This window comes from Labedella gwakjiensis, assembly GCF_003014675.1.
Classification (GTDB): Bacteria; Actinomycetota; Actinomycetes; order Actinomycetales; family Microbacteriaceae; genus Labedella; species Labedella gwakjiensis.
The window spans coordinates 1,443,820-1,459,760 of record NZ_PYAU01000001.1; the positions used below are offsets into that span (position 1 = coordinate 1,443,820).

The window sequence follows — 15,941 nt, forward strand, 5'->3', positions numbered from 1 at the left end:
CCGGCCTCACGCCGAGGCGGGCACCGCTCCGGTCGACGCGGACGGCGCCGGCGGCAGCATGTGCTTGAGGATCGACCGCTCCGCGAACGTCCACACCGTCGTCACGACGAGGTAGAGGGCCGCGGCGAGCGGGACGAACAGGGCGACGATCGCGGTCATGAACGGCAGGAAGCTCAGCGTCTTCATCATCCCCGACAGGTCGGGCACCCCGGGCGTCGGAGCGGCGGCGGGCGGACCGCCGGGCGTGCCCGGCAGCGGTTCGGCGAGGAGCTTCCGCGACAGCTGAGCCACCACGGCGATGACGACCACGATCACGACCGCCATGACGATGGACGGGAGATCGAGCGAGCCGGTCCTCGCGAGGCTCGCGAAGCTCTTCCCGAGCGGCATTCCGAAGAGGTGCTCCGCGAGGAGTGCATTCGGGTGCCCGTTCACCGTCGTGATGATGAAGAGCCCGTAGATCGTCGAGACGACGGGGATCTGCAGGAGCATCGGGAGACACCCGGCGGTGGGCGACACCTTCTCCCGCTGGTACAGCTCGAGCGTCTTCCGCTGGAGGGTCTCGCGGTCCTTGCCGTGCTTCTTCTGCAGGGCCGCGAGCTGAGGGGCGATCCGCTTGCGCGCGTTGGCCGCCTTGACCTGCGAGACGCCGACGGGGATGAGGAGCGCCCGCACGATGAGCGTGACGAGCACGACGGCGACAGCGGCCGAGGCGGTACCGGCGACGGGGGTGAGGAGCGAGCTGAGGGACATCACGACGCCGTACGCGGCGTCGAGCACGGCCGCGATGGGGCCGAATTCGTAGGGGTTCATGGGGGAGCGAGAGTCCTGCCTGCGGCCGGGATGGCGCGCGTCATACGAATGGGGATCGTATGGTCGGCGCAGCCGACATCCCTCCGCCGCCGCGGACGGCGGGGCGCACTGCTCACGCGGAGCGGTGCATGGCGGAGGGTCGGGTCAGCGAACGGCGACCGGGACGCGACGTCCCGGTGCTCGCGGGCGAGGGTGGCCCTCGGCCGTGGGATCGTCCTGCGTGCGAAGGAACGGTGCGGGCGCCGGCCGGTCGGAACGTTCCGTCGGCACACCGTCGAGCAATGCGGCGACGAGCCTCACCACGGCGCGCACCGCCACGGCCGCGCCACCGGCGAGTGCGATGACACCGAGCAGGGCGATGAGCGCCGACACCGTCGATGGCGCGAACGAGGACGCGAGCGCGGCGACGACGGGCGACGTGGACACGACCGTCTCGAACGCCGCGGCGACGAACCGCGCGAGCATCTCGAGGAAGGCGATCACGCGATCAGGCTACCAGCGCCGGCCCTGCGCTCCCTGGGTTCGGCGCAGACGCGCGGTCACGGAACCAGGGCCGTCCTCAGAGCGGAACGCAGCACCGACTCGGATCCGGAGACGTGCACATCGACCTCGTCGAGCGTTCGGCGCTTCCACAGCAGAAGGAGTGCGTCGGCCGCGGCCAGCTCCACGGTCACACGGTCGCCGTCCGGCGCGTCGACCGCCCCGAGCGGGAAGGACACCCGCTCACCGCCTGCGTCGAGGACGCGGATCTCGACGAACGACCGCAGCGGCGCGATCCGGTCGAGGCCCACCTGCCGCGGGTACAGGTCGCCGACCACCTCCCCCACCCCCGCAACCGCGAGGGCCACGGGGATCTCGGCGGGACGACCGATCGCCTCGGCGGCGTCCCAGAGGTGGATAGCCGTCTCGAGCGCCTGACGTCGAGCCCACGTGCCCACGACGGCCGGCGGGTAGAGCGTCCAGCACGGCGCGTCGGCATCGCGCGTTCGCAGCGCGGTGACGAGCGCGTCAGCACCGTCCTCGAACCAGGCGATCAGGTCGGTGGGGTCGTCGGGAGCGGGCTCGTCCTCCTGGGCGCCGGCCCCCGTCACCTTCGATCGCGCCCACCGGTGCACGTCGCCGAGGTGACGCGTCAGATCCGCGAGCGTCCACCCAGGACACGACCGGATCGCCACGTCGAGGGGCGCCGTCGCGAGCACCTGGGCGAACGCCCGCGACGACGCACTCACCGATTCGATGTAGTCCGTGTGCTTCATGCACCCAGCATAGGAACGCGAGCGGTTCCCACCGCCTGCCCCTGCCGCGGGATGGACTCGCCGGGTCAGGCGTGGTCGCGCCAGCTGTGCTGCGGGTCGAAGCCGAGCACCTTCCGCGCCTTGTCGATCGACAGGAGCGTGTCGTTCACGCCGAGGTCGCGCACCACGGGCACGTCGGGGAACACCTCGGCGACGAGTTCCGCGTTCGGGCGCGACATGACCGTGTCGGCCGCCGCGATGATGAAGCGGTCGAAGCCCGGACCGGCCACCTCGAGGGCGCGGGCCACGGCCTGTGCGCCGTCACGACCGTCGATGTAGCCCCACGCGTTCCACTTGCGGGCACGCGCATCCGCGTCGAACGACGGGAACTCGGCGTAGTCCTCCGGGTCCATGACGTTGGAGAAGCGCAGGGCCGTGATGGAGAGCTCCGGGTCCCAGCGGACGAGCTCGATCGCGAGCTGCTCCTCGAGGTGCTTCACGAGCGAGTAGACGCTCTCCGGACGGGCCGCATACTCCTCGTCGATGGGGAGGTAGGGCGGCGGGACGTCGAACGGCAGGCCGAGGACCGTCTCGCTCGATGCGTACACGATCTTCTGGATGCCGAGACGGTGAGCGGCCCAGAACACGTGGAACGTGCCGTTCATGTTGTTGTGGAACGTGGCGATGTCGCTCATGATGCCCGGTGCGGGGATGGCGCCGAGGTGCACGAGGGCGTCGATGCCGTCGTGCCGGTCGTTCACGCCCGCGAGCGCGTCGATCACCTGGCCGTAATCGGACAGGTCGACGCGGACGAAGCCCGCTCCGCGTTCCCCGGCCTGGTCGAGGTTGACGACCTCGTGGCCGTCGCCTCGCAGTCGTGCGACGACGGTACGGCCCAATTTCCCGGATCCTCCGGTGACAGCGATTCTCATGTGGTCAATCCTGTCTCTCGTCGAGTCCGCGCGGTACCCCTCGATCCCGCCCCGCCCACCCTGTAGTGCGTTTGCGCCGATACGCGGCGGTCCAGCGCAGCATCTCGGCGCAAACGCACGACGTCGAGAGGCGGGCTAGGGGTGGGGGGCTGGGGGCTAGCGCGTGGCGCGGGCCGCCACGTGCGCCACGGCCGCGACGGCGAACGCCGCGAATCCGGCCGCGATCGCGGTCGCAGCACCGCGATGACCGATCGCCCAGATCTGCGGGCCGCCCATCGTGGCCGTGTCGCTGAAGATGCCGCGGGCACCGTGATCGCCGGGAACGGGCGAGTAGACGTTGTCCGGCAGCATCGGCTCGTCCTTGTCGGGCGCCTGCTGGCCGTCGTACCCCGTCTTCGCGAGGTACGAATCCATGAACCACGGCGCGACCCTGTTGCCGAGAACCGTGAGCACGGTCGATCCACCCACCCACGTGCGGCGCCGCGGCTTGTCGGCCACATCGGCGACGGCACGCGCTCCCACCTCGGGCTCGTAGATCGGCGCGACCGGCTGCGGGTGGTCGGGCAGCAGCGAGCGGACCCAGTTGAACTGGATCGTGTTGAGCGCCGGCATGTCCACCGTAGACAGTCGCACCCGGCTGCCGCTCGCGATGAGCTCGGTCGTGAGCGACTCGGTGAATCCCTGCACGGCGTGCTTTGCGGCGCAGTACGCCGACTGGAGCGGGATCCCCCGGTGCGCGAGCGCCGAGCCGATCTGGATGATGTGCCCGCGGTCGCGCGGCTTCATCCGCGAGAGCGCAGCGCGCGTCCCGTTCACGAAGCCGAGGTAATTGACGCTCGTCGCGCGTTCGAAGTCCTCGGGATCGACATCGAGGAACTCGCCGAAGACGCCCGTCATGGCGTTGTTCACCCACAGGTCGATGGGGCCGAGCTCCGACTCCACCCGATCCGCCGCGCTCTCCACCGCGGTGCGATCGGCGACGTCGGTGACGATGCCGAGGGCACGACGGCCGGCGAGGTCGACGTCGGCGACGGTCCCGGCGAGTCCGTCCTCACCACGGGCGAGCACGGCGACGTCCCAGCCCCGCTCCGCCAGTTCGCGCACGATGGCGCGACCGAGACCCGCCGTTCCGCCCGTGACGACGGCGACTCCGCGGCTCACGCGCTGGGCTCGTCGGTGACGGTGGGGTCGCTCGGGTCGTCGATCGTCTCGTTGGGGGCTTCGTTCCCGTCGGATGTGTCGCCGGACGCGGGGTCCTCGGTGCCGGAGTCGGAGTCCGAGTCCGAGTCCGAGGAAGAGTCGGAGTCGCCCGTCCCGGTCGATGCCTCGTCAGCCGAGCCGTCCGTCTCGGGGGTCGCGGGCTCGCTCGCGCCCGCGTCGGCCGCGATGTCCGACGCTCGCTCCTCGCCGGTGGCGGCCGCATCCGTCGTCGCGGTGTCGGAGGATCCGGCGTCTGCACTGTCGTCCGAGGAGCTCGCGTCAGCGTCGCTCGACGCCCCGCCCGCCCCGTCGATCTCACCCGCGACGATCGCCTCGGCGTACTTCCGCAGGTCCGGTCCCGGCTCGAAGTCGATGAACTGGTCCTTCAGGCGGGCGTTCAGTTCGGCGAACGCGTCCTCCCAGCTGCCGTCGGCGTGGGTCGACGCGACGCCGAGCACGGCCTCACGCAGCACGCGGTCCGAATCCTCGAGGATCTTGGTGCGCGCCTCATCGTTCCAGCGGATGTCGTCCGGGCTGATCGAGCTCATGGTCGTTCCGTTCCGGCGCCGACGTTCGGCGCCTCGGACTCCCCACGCTAACCGGCGCGATTCGACCCCTCAGCCCCCTTGCGCTCCCCCGCACGCGGCACCATTCCCCGTCGCCCCACCCCACTCCCATATGCAGCATGACCGGGTCGAAGAGAGCCGGGGAAAAGGGACGAAGTCGGAAAGAGAGGGTGGGAGGGGCGGGTCAGCCGTTGGACTCGGGGGCCTGGGCTCCGACGATCGGGATCGACGACGTGCGCATCGCGAGCGACGCCGCCACCGAGTGGTCGGGCTCCGCCTCCGGCTCGCTCGCCGCGCGCAGCACCACGAGGGACCGCGCCGCGAGGCTCAGCTTCGCGCCGGCGGGCAGCGCCGGGCCGTCGACGGCCTCCTCGCCCGTGTCGACGACGGCCTCCCATGCCGCGCCGAACGTGGCCGGCGGGATCGTGACCTCCACGGCCTCCACGTCGGCGCTGAAGTACAGGAGGAAGTCGTCGTCGTGGATCGCGTTCCCGCGACGGTCGCGCTGACGGATGCTGCCGCCGTTGATGTAGATGCCGACCGTGCGCTGCAGTGCGGCGCCCCAGTCCTCCTCCTTCATCTCCGAGCCGTCGGCGTCGAGCCAGACGATGTCGGGAAGGGGGTCGCCCTCCTCGCGCTCGTAGGGCTTGCCGTCGAAGAAGCCACCACGACGGAACGTGGGGTGCTCGCGCCGCAGCCGCGACACGGCCGAGGTGAACTCGATGAGCGGCTCGTCCGCCTTGTCCCAGTGCACCCAGCTGATCTCGCTGTCCTGCGCGTACGTGTTGTTGTTGCCGTGCTGGGTGCGGCCCAGCTCGTCGCCGTGCAGGATCATCGGGATGCCCTGGGACAGCAGCAGCGTCGCGAGGAAGTTGCGCTGCTGACGCGCCCGGAGTGCGAGCACGCCCGGGTCGTCCGTCTCGCCCTCGACGCCGGAGTTCCACGAACGGTTGTGCGATTCGCCGTCGTTGTTGTCCTCGCCGTTGGCGTCGTTGTGCTTCTCGTTGTACGAGACGAGGTCGCGCATCGTGAAGCCGTCGTGGGCCGTGACGAAGTTGATGGACGCGAACGGGCGGCGGCCCGAGTTCTCGTACAGGTCGGCCGAGCCGGTGATGCGCGCCGCGAACTCTCCGAGCGTCGACGGCTCGCCGCGCCAGTAGTCGCGCACCGTGTCGCGGTACTTCCCGTTCCACTCGGTCCACTGGGGCGGGAAGTTGCCCACCTGGTAGCCGCCGGGGCCGACGTCCCACGGCTCGGCGATGAGCTTCACCTGCGAGACCACCGGGTCCTGCTGCACGAGCTCGAAGAAGGTCGAGAGGCGGTCGACGTCGTAGAACTCGCGGGCGAGGGTCGAGGCGAGGTCGAAGCGGAAGCCGTCGACGCGCATCTCCGTGGCCCAGTAGCGCAGGGAGTCCATGATGAGCTGCAGCGAGTGCGGGTGGCGCACGTTGAGCGAGTTCCCCGTGCCCGTGTAGTCGGTGTAGTACCGCTTGTCGTTCTCCTCGAGGCGGTAGTACGCCTCGTTGTCGATGCCCTTGAAGCTCAGCGTCGGGCCCATGTGGTTGCCCTCGGCTGTGTGGTTGTAGACCACGTCGAGGATGACCTCGATGCCGGCGGCGTGCATCGCACGCACCATCGATTTGAACTCCTGCACCTGCTGGCCGAGCTCGCCCGTGGCCGAGTAGGTGTTCTGCGGGGCGAAGAAGCCGATCGTGTTGTAGCCCCAGTAGTTCGCGAGGCCCTTCTCCTGCAGGGTCGAGTCCTGCACGAACTGGTGCACGGGCATGAGCTCGAGCGCCGTGACGCCGAGCTTCTTGAGGTGGTCGATGACGACGGGGTGGGTGAGCCCGGCGTAGGTGCCGCGCTGGTCCTCGGGGATCTCGGGGTGCAGCTGCGTGAGGCCCTTCACGTGCGCTTCGTAGATCACCGTCTCCGAGTAGGGCGTGTGCGGCTTGCGGTCTCCTGCCCAGTCGAAGAACGGGTTCACGACGACGCTCAGCATCGAGTGGGGGGCCGAGTCCTCGTCGTTGACCGAGTCGGGGTCGCCGAAGTTGTAGCCGAAGAGCGCGTTGTCCCAGTCGTACTGACCGAAGGTCGCCTTCGCGTACGGGTCGAGGAGGAGCTTGTTCGGGTTGGCGCGCTTGCCGTTCTTCGGGTCGTACTCGCCGTGCACGCGGTAGCCGTAGCGCTGCCCCGGCTGCACGTTCGGGAGGTAGCAGTGCCACACGTAGGCGTCGACCTCGATGACCTCGACGCACGTCTCCGTGCCGTCCTCGTCGATGAGGCACAGCTCCACACGCTCCGCCGCTTCGCTGTACAGGGCGAAGTTGGTCCCTCCGCCGTCGTACGTGGCTCCGAGCGGGTAGGCGGTTCCGGGCCAGGTTTCCACGAGCGACCTCCAGGTCAGGGGACGGGTTCGAGTGCGGTTCGAGCAGGAATGGCGCACCGATCGCGCATGCGGCGGCGATCTAACGGTAATGGGTCGCGAGCACGCCTCTCGCATCGTCCCCACCGGTTGACACCGGTTCGGGGACTCTTGTCGGGATATCGCGCGGGGTCTACCCTGGGGGCGTCCGTCCCCCAGACCCCGGGATCATCCGACCGCCACCCGGCGGTCGCAACGAGGGAACGGCATGCAGACACTCCACTACGGCCCGTCACGATTCGATACGGCCGACGCCATCGCGAGCGCGGTGCTCGTCTACGCGGAGGCGCTCAGCACACGCCAGCGTTTCGCGGTGGTGGACATCCCCATCGTCACCCCCACCGGTGTCACCTCCGCGCACCTCCTCATCGGCCCCGGGATATCCCTCGCCTCCGTCCAGCGGATCGACGAGTCGGGAGGGACTGCGACGCGCGACGAATTCGGTGGCGAGGCCGGGAACCTCATCGCCACGGGGATCGGTGACCTCGAGGTGCATCGCGCCGTGCGCGCCCTCCACGACGGAACGAAACGCGTTCGCGCCCGCGTCTTCGCGACACCGCTCGACGGCGATCTACTCGTCGACGACCTCTCGGAGCACGGGGGCCACTAGACCGGTGGCGGCGGCGAGGACCCGAACCGCCTCCGCCACCATCCCCTCAAATGATGATGCGCCGCTCGACGACCGCGCGGGCGACCTCGCTGATGGCCTGACGCGACGAGCGGGCATGACCGCGGATCCGGCGGAACGCCTCGTCCATGTCGACGTCGTGGGTGTAGGCGACGACACCCTTCGCCTGCTCGATCACGATGCGGGAGTCGAGCGCGTGCTGCAGCTGCATCCGCACCGTTTCGCTCTCACGCACCGCGCGGTCCTGGAGGATGCCGATCGTCGCGACGTCGGCGAGCGCCTGCGCGGCGCGCACGTCGCGTTCCTCCAGTCGCGAGGCGTCGTTCTCGAACAGGGTGAGGGCACCGATGCTCGTCTGGCGCAGGCGCATCGGGAGGGCGTGCACCGAGGTGAAGCCGTTCTCGAGCCCCGCTCGGCGGAATCGCTCCCATCCGGAACCCTCGCGAAGGTCCGGGACGACGAGGGCGGCACCCGTGCGGAACGCATCCACGCAGGGACCGTCCTCGGCGCCGAGCACGATCATCTCGACCGTGCGGCTCTCGTGGCTCGTGGAGGCGACGAGGTCGAGCTCGCCGTCGCCCGCGTCGAGGAGCAGTGCGGCGGCGGAGACGTCGAAGGTCGACTCGCACGTCTCGACGAGCATCTGCAGGAGGTCAACCACGTCGAAGTCGTCGACGAGGGTGTCCGCGAGCTTCACGAAGACATCGAGCAGGCGGTCCTCCCGCGTCTCCTCGTTCACGGTCGCTCCTCGATGACGGCGCCGGTGACGGAGAAGACGAGCCGCTTCTCGAGCACCTGCTCGGCGACCTCCGCCATGCTCGACCCGCTCGAGTAGGCCCGCGCCTGGAGGAGCAGCAGTGCGTCTTCCGCGGAGACGCCGAGCTGCGCGATGACGAAGCCGGCGGCCTGATGGATGCGGTGTCGCGAGTGCCGCCCTTCGCCTGGGTCACCGATGTCCGCCGAGGACCGCAGGGCACGCTCGAGGACCCGGCGGCCGATGATGCCGCCGAAGACCATGAGCTGCTCGATCGCCTCCTGGTCGAGCTCGATCGGATCGGAGTGGTAGAGGTCGATCGCACCGAGCCTCACCGTGCCGAGACTCACCGGAACCGCGAAGAGGGCACCGACGTCGTGCGGTCGCACCCCCTCGGTGAAGAGCGGCCATGTCCGACTCGGCCGGTTGCGGAAGTCGGGTTCGAGCACGGGCTCCCCCAGGTCGACCGCGTCCCAGCAGGGGCCCTCCCCGAGGTCGAACTGGAGGTCGTCGATGCGACGGATGATCGTGTCGCTCGCCTCGACCGACTCGATGCCGAGGATCTCGCGAGGGTCGAGATCGACACCCCGGTCACGGGGATGACGCCGAGGATCGGCTCCGTGAGCGATTCGGATCCCCCGGTCGGGCGAGACAGCGCGGCGACGGCTGCGGCGAAGCGTTCTACGGACATGAGACCCTCCTGGGTCGGCGGCCCACGAGACGACGGACGTTGATCCACGGTAGCCCATCACCGCGCCGCCGAGAAGCTCAGGAGGGGCTCAGTCGGCCGCGCGTACCCTGAGGGCGGAACCGGACACGTCCGGTCTCCGCGGGGGTCCGCATCGGCGGGTAAGGGAGACGGGGACGCATGGGATCGATCGGCACGCGCAGCGCCGCACCGGCACGACGGATCGCTCGCGCGGCGCGGGCCGCCACGGGGGTCGTCGCCCGGGCCCGGCATGTGATCGGCGATCGTATCCGGTCGTCGAAGGGGCTCCTCCCCGCCGGTCGACACCTCGCCCTCACCTGGTCCATCACCGACGACTACGGCGGGATGACGGCGGCGATGCTCGCCCGCACCCGCGCCTTCGTGCGGCACGGCGGCGTCTCCGTCGATGTGCTCACTCTCGACGAGCAATCGGACTATGCGGCTCGCGAAGCGCGGCTGCGGGAGCGCGGCGAGTTCATCGACGGGATGCGACTGCTCAATCTCTGGGACTGGCTGCGCGCGCATCCCCTCCCGGGCGGATCCCTCCGGCTGGATCGGCACCCCTTCGTTCCTCTGTCGGCGCCCGACGGGGACGTGACACCCGGCGAGAGCGGAGGTATCACCGAGGTCCGGCGGGGCGGGCACGTGCTGAGCCGCACGATGTGGTCGGCCGACGGCGCGCGCGAGCTCCAGACCGACCACTATCGGCTCGACGGGACCCTTCTCCTGAGCGACCGTCGTGACCCGTCCGGAGCCGGTCGCTCGCTCGTCCTGTGCGACGCGGCGGGTGAGCCCGTGCGCTCGTGGGGTCGGATCTGGCACCTCTACGCAGCGTGGCTCGATCGCCTCACGAAGCGCCGGCGCACCTTCCTCATCGTGGACAGCAAGACGGTCGCGCCGTTCGTGGCCGAGTACCGTCGCGTCCACGTCACCACCGTGCACCTCGTGCACGCGTCCCACCTCGTGGGGTCCGTCCGCCCGCTCGGCACGCTGCGGGAATCGCGCAGGCGGGTGTTCGAGAACCTCGACGCGTTCGATGCCGTCGCCGTGCTGAGCGAGCGGCAGCGATCCGATGTCGAGGCCCTGCTCGGCCGTCACGCGAACCTCATGGTGGTGCGCAACGTGCGCGAGGGACGCCTGCTCGACGAGGCGCCCCGGCGAGCCGACCCCGCCGCCGGGATCATGCTCGCCTCGTTGGAGAAGCGGAAGCGCGTGAGCCACGCGATCCGCGGAGTCGCCGGTCAGCGTGTCATCGCCTCCGCCCGCCCGGTGGCCGGTCCGGCCGCCACGCTCGACGTCTACGGTGAGGGTCCCCGGCGTTCGGCGCTCGAGAAGGTCGTCGAGACCGAGGGCGCTGCGGACCACGTGCGTCTCCGCGAATACGACCCGCGCGCTCGGGAACGGCTCGTCGAGGCCTCGTTCCTCCTGCTCACCTCCACGTCTGAGGGGTTCCCGCTCGTGCTGCCCGAGGCCCTCGCGGTGGGCTGTCTCCCGATCGTCTACGACGTGCCGTACGGCCCTGCCGACATCGTGCGCGACGGGTGGAACGGCTTCGTCGTGCCGGCCGGCGACGTCGAGGCGCTCTCCGCTGCGATCGATCGGCTCGTCAGCCTTCCCGACGCCGAACTCGATCGGATGCGCCGGAACGCGGTGCGGTCTGCGCGTCCGTTCGATCCGGAAGCGGTGACGCGGGCGTGGGCTCGTGACCTCCGAGCGGCCCAGGTGCGGACCAGGCGGCGGGCGCGCCGCCGGTCGTGAGGCCGACCGCGCGTTCGCTGACGCCCCGGCGCCCACGGAACCGCTCGACGAGGCGGGTGACGCCTCCGCCGGTCGCTCGCGCCAGGCGGTGAGACGGACGCTCGACGAGAGCGAAGAACCCCGCGGCGATCGCGAGGCTCAGCGGGACGCCGACGAGACCGACGACCCACCACAGGCGGTCACCCACCAGGAAGGCGATCGTCGCCAGCACGGGGACGTGAACGAGGTAGAGGCTGAACGAGATCTTGCCCGCCCATTGCGGGATCCGCGTGGAGAGAGCGCGCTCCACTCCGGGTGAGCAGATGCTCACGAGCACGATGCCGAGCGCCCCGAGTCCCGCGAGCCCCCAGAGCACCTCCGAGAGCAGGTCGTCGCCCTGGGTGAGCGGACGGCCGATCCAGCTCGCCACCAGGAGCAGGGCGGACGACGAACCGACGACCGTCCAGAGCACGGGTCGTGTCCGCCGATGCGCCCACTCGATGATTTCCTCGAGCCGCACGGCGACGAGCGTGCCGAGGAGGAAGACGGGCAGATAGACGAGGGCGTCGATGCTCAGCACGCGGCCGAGCATCGTCGCGATCACGGCGGCCGCTCCCGTCACGACGAGAGCGACCGTACTCCGACGCAGGAGCAGCGCGATCCCGATGAGCACGGGGAGGAGCGCCGTGAAGATGAGCTCCCAGCGCAGCGACCACAGCGTGTTGACGATGTCGTAGCTCGCGGGCGTGAGGCTCGCCTCGCGGAAGAAGGAGGCGATGGTGACGCTCGAAGCGTTCGCGTCGCTGATCCATTCGTCGCTCGTGACCGCGGACGGGTGGCGGGGGAACACCGCGATGAGCGCGACGGCGAACAGCAGGGCTCCCCACACGGGCACGTAGAGCCGCACGAGACGCGAGGCGAAGAACGCCGGCCACGACACGGAGTGCCGGAGGAGCGGAAGGGCCACGACGAGTCCGCTCAGCACGAAGAAGACGAGAACGGCCTCGGTGCCCGCGAAGAGCAGCTTGAGGGGCGACTCGGTGACGCCGTCCCACACGACCTCCGCGGTGCCGCCGGCGGCGAACGGCTTGGCGATGAGGCTCACGTGGTAGATCACGACGACGATCGCCGCGATCCCGCGCACGCCGTCGAGGGAACGCAGTCGCGCGCCCCTCTTCTCCGTGCTCCTCGTCCCCTCAGGCATCCGTCGATCGTAAGGCGACACCCTGGGAAGCCGGAGGGGGTGGCGCCGGCGCCCCTCCTCGCATCCGACCCGGCGTCCCGTCCGCTGTGCGCACGAAACGGCCTCCTGCGGGTGGGACGTCACCCGCAGAAGGCCGTTGCGTGCGCGGACGCGGGGTGGGTCAGCCCGCGGTGAGGGTGATGACCAGGCGGATCGACAGCGCGAGCACCGAGACCAGGCCGACGGCGCCGAGCGCGTTCTGCCACCACCGGTTCCGCATCTCCCCCATGAGCGAACGACGGTTGGCCATGACGATGATGAGCGCGGCGAGGATCGGGGCGATGAGCACCGTGAGCGCCTGGGCCACCACGATGAGCTGCACCGGAGACGACTGGAAGATGAGCGTGATCGCGATGCCGAAGGAGAGGATCGAGGCGCTGATGATCTTCGCGGTCCTCGACCCGGCGGAGGGGCCGCGTCCGAGAGCGTCCGAGAGCGTCCGAGAGCATCGTGCCGCCGGCCGTCGCGTTCGCGATCATCGAGGAGAAGGCCGCGCCGAAGAAGCCGAGCGCGAACACCGTCGAGCCGAACTCACCCGCGAGGGGCGCGAAGATGCCGGCGAGCTCGGTGATCGTGCCGGCGGCCTGCCCGGTCGAGCCGAGCACCGCGGCGGCGACCATCATGACGAGCACCGTCATGATGCCGGGAGCGACGATGCCGGGGATGGTGTCGACCATCGTGACGTCGCGGTACTCCTCCTCCGTGCGCCCGCGCTCCTTCGTTCCGTAGGAGGTGTAGAACGCCGCGTTGATGCTGAAGTTCGTGCCCACGAGGGCGACGATGAGGAGCCAGGAGCCCTCGGGTGCTGACGGGATGAGGCCGGCGGCCGCGTCGACCCAGTCCGGGCTGGCGATGAAGGCGCTCACGACGAATGCGATCGCCATGAGGGCCACGATGGCGATGAGGACCTTCTCCACCACGCGGTACACGTGCCGCAGGAGGAGCAGCGTCGCGACGCCGACGGTGCAGACGACCGTCCACATCACGGGTGGGCCGCCGAAGAGCATCGAGAGCCCGAGCCCCGACCCCACAGCGTTGCCGACGGAGAACATGAGCGTGATGAGGAAGACGCCGACGCCCGCGACGACACCCCAGCCCTTACCGAGGTGGTCCTTGATGGACGAGATGAGCGAGACGGGCGACTTGATGCCGAGCCGGACGCTCATGTCCGTGAGCACGATCATGAGGATGGTCGAGACGACGATCACCCAGACGAGCGTGTACTGGTAGCCGCTTCCGGCCTGGACCGCCGTGGTCAGGTTTCCGGGACCGAACTGCCAGGCGCCGGCGACGAACGCCGGTCCGATCAGCAGGAGTCGCTGCCAGAACGAGCGGCGTCGGCGGCTCGCGCCGACGATGGCCTCCATGTTGCCCGTCGAGATGCGGCCGTAGCCGGTGCCGGGGGTGGTCGAGGTGTGACGGGTCTTCGTGCGCTCACTCATGGCGAGCCTCCTTCGTCGGAGTGCGGCAACCGGGCCGCTGGAGTCTTCATTGACTTCGGTGTGCCGCTTCCGCGGCGTCGGTCCGACGGGGTCGGACCGGGTGCGGGGCCGGACGAGCCGGCCCCGCGTCGTCGTGACGTCGGCGCTACGCGTCGACCGTGACCCTCTCGATCCCGGCGGACACGAACGCCGCCGCGATCTCTTTGTCCGCTCCGTCCGCGAGGGGGAGCAGCGGCGTGCGGACGGTGGCGTGGTCGAGGATACCGCGGTGGACGAGACCCCACTTGAGCGCGACGGTGCCCTCCATGTGGGAGCCGCGGTGGTACACGTTCTTCGTCACGGGCAGGAGGCGCTCGTGGATCTCGTGCGCCGCCGCGTAGTCATTCGCCTTGCCCGCCGCGATGAGGTCGACGAGGAGCTCCGGCGCGATGTTGCCGTACCCCACGAGCAGGCCGTCCACGTCGAACATCGTGGGCAGCAGGTACTCGTCGTGGCACGAGAGGATCTGCAGCTCCGGGTACGCGGCGCGCAGGGCCGGGATCTCCGTGTACCAGCGGCGCATGTTGCGCACGCCGTTCTTCGTGGCGAACACGCCCTCCTGTCCGGCGATCTCGAGCTGGGTGTCGAGGTCGTAGCTCGCCTTCGTGTTGTCCGGGTACTGGAAGAGGATCAGCGGGAGGCCGCTCTCGTCGTAGATGTCCTGGTACCGGGTCTGCGGGGCGCCCTGCTGGAAGCCGAAGCGGAGCCAGCCGTGCGACGGGTAGACGAGGCCGGCGGAGGCGCCGGCATCGACGGCGCGCTTCGCCTCGAGGGCCGCGACCTTGTTCCCCTCGCCGGTGATGCCGGCGACGATCGGGATGCGTCCCTCCACGGAGTCACGGAAGGCGCGGATCACGTCGAGCTGCTCGTCGACGGTGAGGAACGTGCCCTCACCGGCGTGGCCGAGCACGACGAGGCTCTTGACGCCGTCGATGGATCCGAGCCACGAGCCGAGTCGCTGGATGGCGGCGAAGTCGATGTCGCCCTCCTCCGTGAAGGGGGTGACGGGTGCGGGGCTGAGGCCGCGAAGGTCGATCGTCATGATGTCCTCTCTCCGTTGAGATGTGTGGGTGAAACGTTTGCGAACGTTATTAGGAACGTTTTCATTATTGTGCACGCGCTCACACGAAAGGTCAAGAGCGACCGGCGGGACCGGCCGGTCAGCCGGCCGCGCGGGGACCGGAGGAGGCCCGCGGGATCATCGTCGGAGGGAACACGAGATTGCTCGTCTCCCCATCGACGAGCATGCGGACGGAGGCCTGCGCGATGAGGTCGAGCGACGCGCGCACGCTGCTGAGCGGCGTGGGGAGATGACGCGCGAGCGGGATGTCGTTGAAGCCCACCACGGAGAGGTCTCCGGGAACACTCAAGCCCCGGCGGGCGGCCGCGGCCATCGCGCCGATCGCCGCGTGGTCCGTCACCGCGAAGATCGCGGTCGGCGCGATCCCCGCGTCGAGGAGATCGCCGGCCGCATCCTCGCCCGCCTCCACCGAGAAGCCGTCGCCGCGGACGAGGTCGTCGTCGAGATCGCAGCCCGCCTCCCGCAGCCCATCGAGCGCCCCCTCGAGGCGAGCCCGAGCGCTCGACGCATAACGAGGCCCGGCGATGATCCCGATGCGTCGATGCCCGAGGTCGGCGAGGTGCCGCACCGCGAGGTACCCGCCGAGACGGTCGTCGGTCACCGCCGACGGACTGTCGCCCGCCGTCCGCAGGGCGAGGACGTGCGGCACGCGCGCGGCCCTCAGCTCCTCGGCGAAGCCGTCGTCGAGTCGCGCTGTGGTCATGATGAGCCCGTCGACCTTGCGCGAGAGGAGCGAGGCGGCCGCGCGTCGCCCCTGGGCCGGATCGTCCTGCGTCGTGGCGACGAGCGCCTGCACGTCACGACGCTCGCATTCGCGCGCGATCTCCTCGTAGAGGATGCCCATGACGGCGTCCGAGAGCCGCGGAACGAGGACGCCGATGGTGCTCGTCCCCTGCCGGCGCAAGCTCGACGCGGCGTAGTCCCGGGTGTAGCCGAGCCGCTCGGCGGCCTCGCGGACACGGCGCGCGTTCCCCGGTGATGAGCCCTCATACCGCTTGTCGAGGAGCCGCGAGGCCGTCGAGACGCTCACGCCCGCGGCGGCCGCGACGTCGCGCAGGGTCACCGCTCGATCGCGGCGCTCCGCGTCCCGATCCGCCTCCGCCACGCCAACCCCCTGAGAACGTTCCTGCAACACCT

At 70.1% G+C, this 15,941-nt stretch carries 14 protein-coding genes and 1 pseudogene; 2 read left to right on the plus strand and 13 right to left on the minus strand.

What is annotated here, in order from left to right; genetic code table 11:
* Nucleotides 1-6: 6 nt before the first annotated feature.
* The 7 genes from CLV49_RS06720 to glgX all read right to left on the minus strand — a co-directional run bounded on the left by CLV49_RS06720 (nucleotide 7) and on the right by glgX (nucleotide 7,135).
* The gene (locus tag CLV49_RS06720) at nucleotides 7-813 is read right to left on the minus strand and encodes a YidC/Oxa1 family membrane protein insertase (protein WP_106562851.1); all 807 of its coding nucleotides are present in this window, start codon (nucleotides 811-813) and stop codon (nucleotides 7-9) included.
* A 144-nt stretch (nucleotides 814-957) separates the two neighbouring features.
* A complete protein-coding gene (locus CLV49_RS06725) occupies nucleotides 958-1,296 on the minus strand; it encodes a hypothetical protein (protein WP_243696664.1) in 339 nt (112 codons plus the stop codon).
* A gap of 56 nt (nucleotides 1,297-1,352) precedes the next feature.
* Nucleotides 1,353-2,069 (minus strand): maleylpyruvate isomerase family mycothiol-dependent enzyme, encoded by a 717-nt coding sequence (locus tag CLV49_RS06730; protein WP_106562852.1) that lies wholly within the window; start codon nucleotides 2,067-2,069, stop codon nucleotides 1,353-1,355.
* A gap of 65 nt (nucleotides 2,070-2,134) precedes the next feature.
* Complete coding sequence (locus CLV49_RS06735; protein WP_106562853.1) at nucleotides 2,135-2,980, minus strand: NAD-dependent epimerase/dehydratase family protein; 846 nt, start codon at nucleotides 2,978-2,980, stop codon at nucleotides 2,135-2,137.
* A gap of 156 nt (nucleotides 2,981-3,136) precedes the next feature.
* Nucleotides 3,137-4,141, minus strand: coding sequence for an SDR family oxidoreductase (locus CLV49_RS06740; protein WP_106562854.1), 1,005 nt, complete (start codon nucleotides 4,139-4,141; stop codon nucleotides 3,137-3,139).
* Nucleotides 4,138-4,728: a hypothetical protein gene (locus CLV49_RS18530; protein ID WP_243696663.1), complete on the minus strand. Its 591-nt coding sequence runs from the start codon at nucleotides 4,726-4,728 to the stop codon at nucleotides 4,138-4,140. Before CLV49_RS18530 ends, CLV49_RS06740 begins: the two co-directional genes overlap by 4 nt.
* Before the next feature lie 202 nt (nucleotides 4,729-4,930).
* Nucleotides 4,931-7,135, minus strand: a complete 2,205-nt coding sequence (glgX, locus tag CLV49_RS06750; protein ID WP_106562855.1) for a glycogen debranching protein GlgX — start codon at nucleotides 7,133-7,135, stop codon at nucleotides 4,931-4,933.
* Nucleotides 7,136-7,379: 244 nt separating this feature from the next.
* Here glgX and CLV49_RS06755 point away from each other — a divergent pair, with 244 nt between their 5' ends.
* A complete protein-coding gene (locus tag CLV49_RS06755; RefSeq protein ID WP_106562856.1) occupies nucleotides 7,380-7,781 on the plus strand; it encodes a hypothetical protein in 402 nt (133 codons plus the stop codon).
* A gap of 46 nt (nucleotides 7,782-7,827) precedes the next feature.
* Here the strand turns inward: CLV49_RS06755 and CLV49_RS06760 are convergent, their stop codons facing one another.
* Entirely contained in the window at nucleotides 7,828-8,538 is a 711-nt protein-coding gene (locus CLV49_RS06760; protein WP_106562857.1) for a GAF and ANTAR domain-containing protein, read from the minus strand.
* On the minus strand, nucleotides 8,535-9,302 hold the full coding sequence (locus CLV49_RS06765) for a GAF and ANTAR domain-containing protein (protein WP_106562858.1): 768 nt from the start codon (nucleotides 9,300-9,302) through the stop codon (nucleotides 8,535-8,537). The genes CLV49_RS06760 and CLV49_RS06765 overlap by 4 nt, the downstream gene beginning before the upstream one ends.
* Before the next feature lie 119 nt (nucleotides 9,303-9,421).
* On the opposite strand from CLV49_RS06765, the gene CLV49_RS06770 reads away from it, so the two are divergent.
* The gene (locus CLV49_RS06770) at nucleotides 9,422-11,020 is read left to right on the plus strand and encodes a glycosyltransferase (RefSeq protein ID WP_106562859.1); all 1,599 of its coding nucleotides are present in this window, start codon (nucleotides 9,422-9,424) and stop codon (nucleotides 11,018-11,020) included.
* 133 nt (nucleotides 11,021-11,153) lie between these two features.
* On the opposite strand, the pseudogene CLV49_RS18535 reads toward CLV49_RS06770, so the two are convergent.
* The 4 genes and pseudogenes from CLV49_RS18535 to CLV49_RS06790 all read right to left on the minus strand — a co-directional run.
* A pseudogene (locus tag CLV49_RS18535) lies at nucleotides 11,154-12,203 on the minus strand (acyltransferase family protein); the annotation flags it as partial.
* Between the two features lie 119 nt (nucleotides 12,204-12,322).
* Complete coding sequence (locus tag CLV49_RS06780; protein ID WP_424978682.1) at nucleotides 12,323-13,684, minus strand: Nramp family divalent metal transporter; 1,362 nt, start codon at nucleotides 13,682-13,684, stop codon at nucleotides 12,323-12,325.
* A gap of 145 nt (nucleotides 13,685-13,829) precedes the next feature.
* The gene (locus CLV49_RS06785; RefSeq protein WP_208019816.1) at nucleotides 13,830-14,765 is read right to left on the minus strand and encodes a dihydrodipicolinate synthase family protein; all 936 of its coding nucleotides are present in this window, start codon (nucleotides 14,763-14,765) and stop codon (nucleotides 13,830-13,832) included.
* Nucleotides 14,766-14,883: 118 nt separating this feature from the next.
* The gene (locus CLV49_RS06790; protein ID WP_243696662.1) at nucleotides 14,884-15,909 is read right to left on the minus strand and encodes a LacI family DNA-binding transcriptional regulator; all 1,026 of its coding nucleotides are present in this window, start codon (nucleotides 15,907-15,909) and stop codon (nucleotides 14,884-14,886) included.
* Between the last annotated feature and the right edge of the window lie 32 nt (nucleotides 15,910-15,941).

Coding starts and splice junctions, on each gene's coding strand:
- CLV49_RS06720 (WP_106562851.1), bottom strand. CDS start 813: ATGAACCCCTACGAATTCGGCCCCATCGCGGCCGTGCTCGACGCCGCG.
- CLV49_RS06780 (WP_424978682.1), bottom strand. CDS start 13,684: ATGAGTGAGCGCACGAAGACCCGTCACACCTCGACCACCCCCGGCACC.
- CLV49_RS06730 (WP_106562852.1), bottom strand. CDS start 2,069: ATGAAGCACACGGACTACATCGAATCGGTGAGTGCGTCGTCGCGGGCG.
- CLV49_RS06755 (WP_106562856.1), top strand. CDS start 7,380: ATGCAGACACTCCACTACGGCCCGTCACGATTCGATACGGCCGACGCC.
- CLV49_RS18530 (WP_243696663.1), bottom strand. CDS start 4,728: ATGAGCTCGATCAGCCCGGACGACATCCGCTGGAACGATGAGGCGCGC.
- CLV49_RS06765 (WP_106562858.1), bottom strand. CDS start 9,302: ATGGGCTACCGTGGATCAACGTCCGTCGTCTCGTGGGCCGCCGACCCA.
- CLV49_RS06785 (WP_208019816.1), bottom strand. CDS start 14,765: ATGACGATCGACCTTCGCGGCCTCAGCCCCGCACCCGTCACCCCCTTC.
- CLV49_RS06735 (WP_106562853.1), bottom strand. CDS start 2,980: ATGAGAATCGCTGTCACCGGAGGATCCGGGAAATTGGGCCGTACCGTC.
- CLV49_RS06770 (WP_106562859.1), top strand. CDS start 9,422: ATGGGATCGATCGGCACGCGCAGCGCCGCACCGGCACGACGGATCGCT.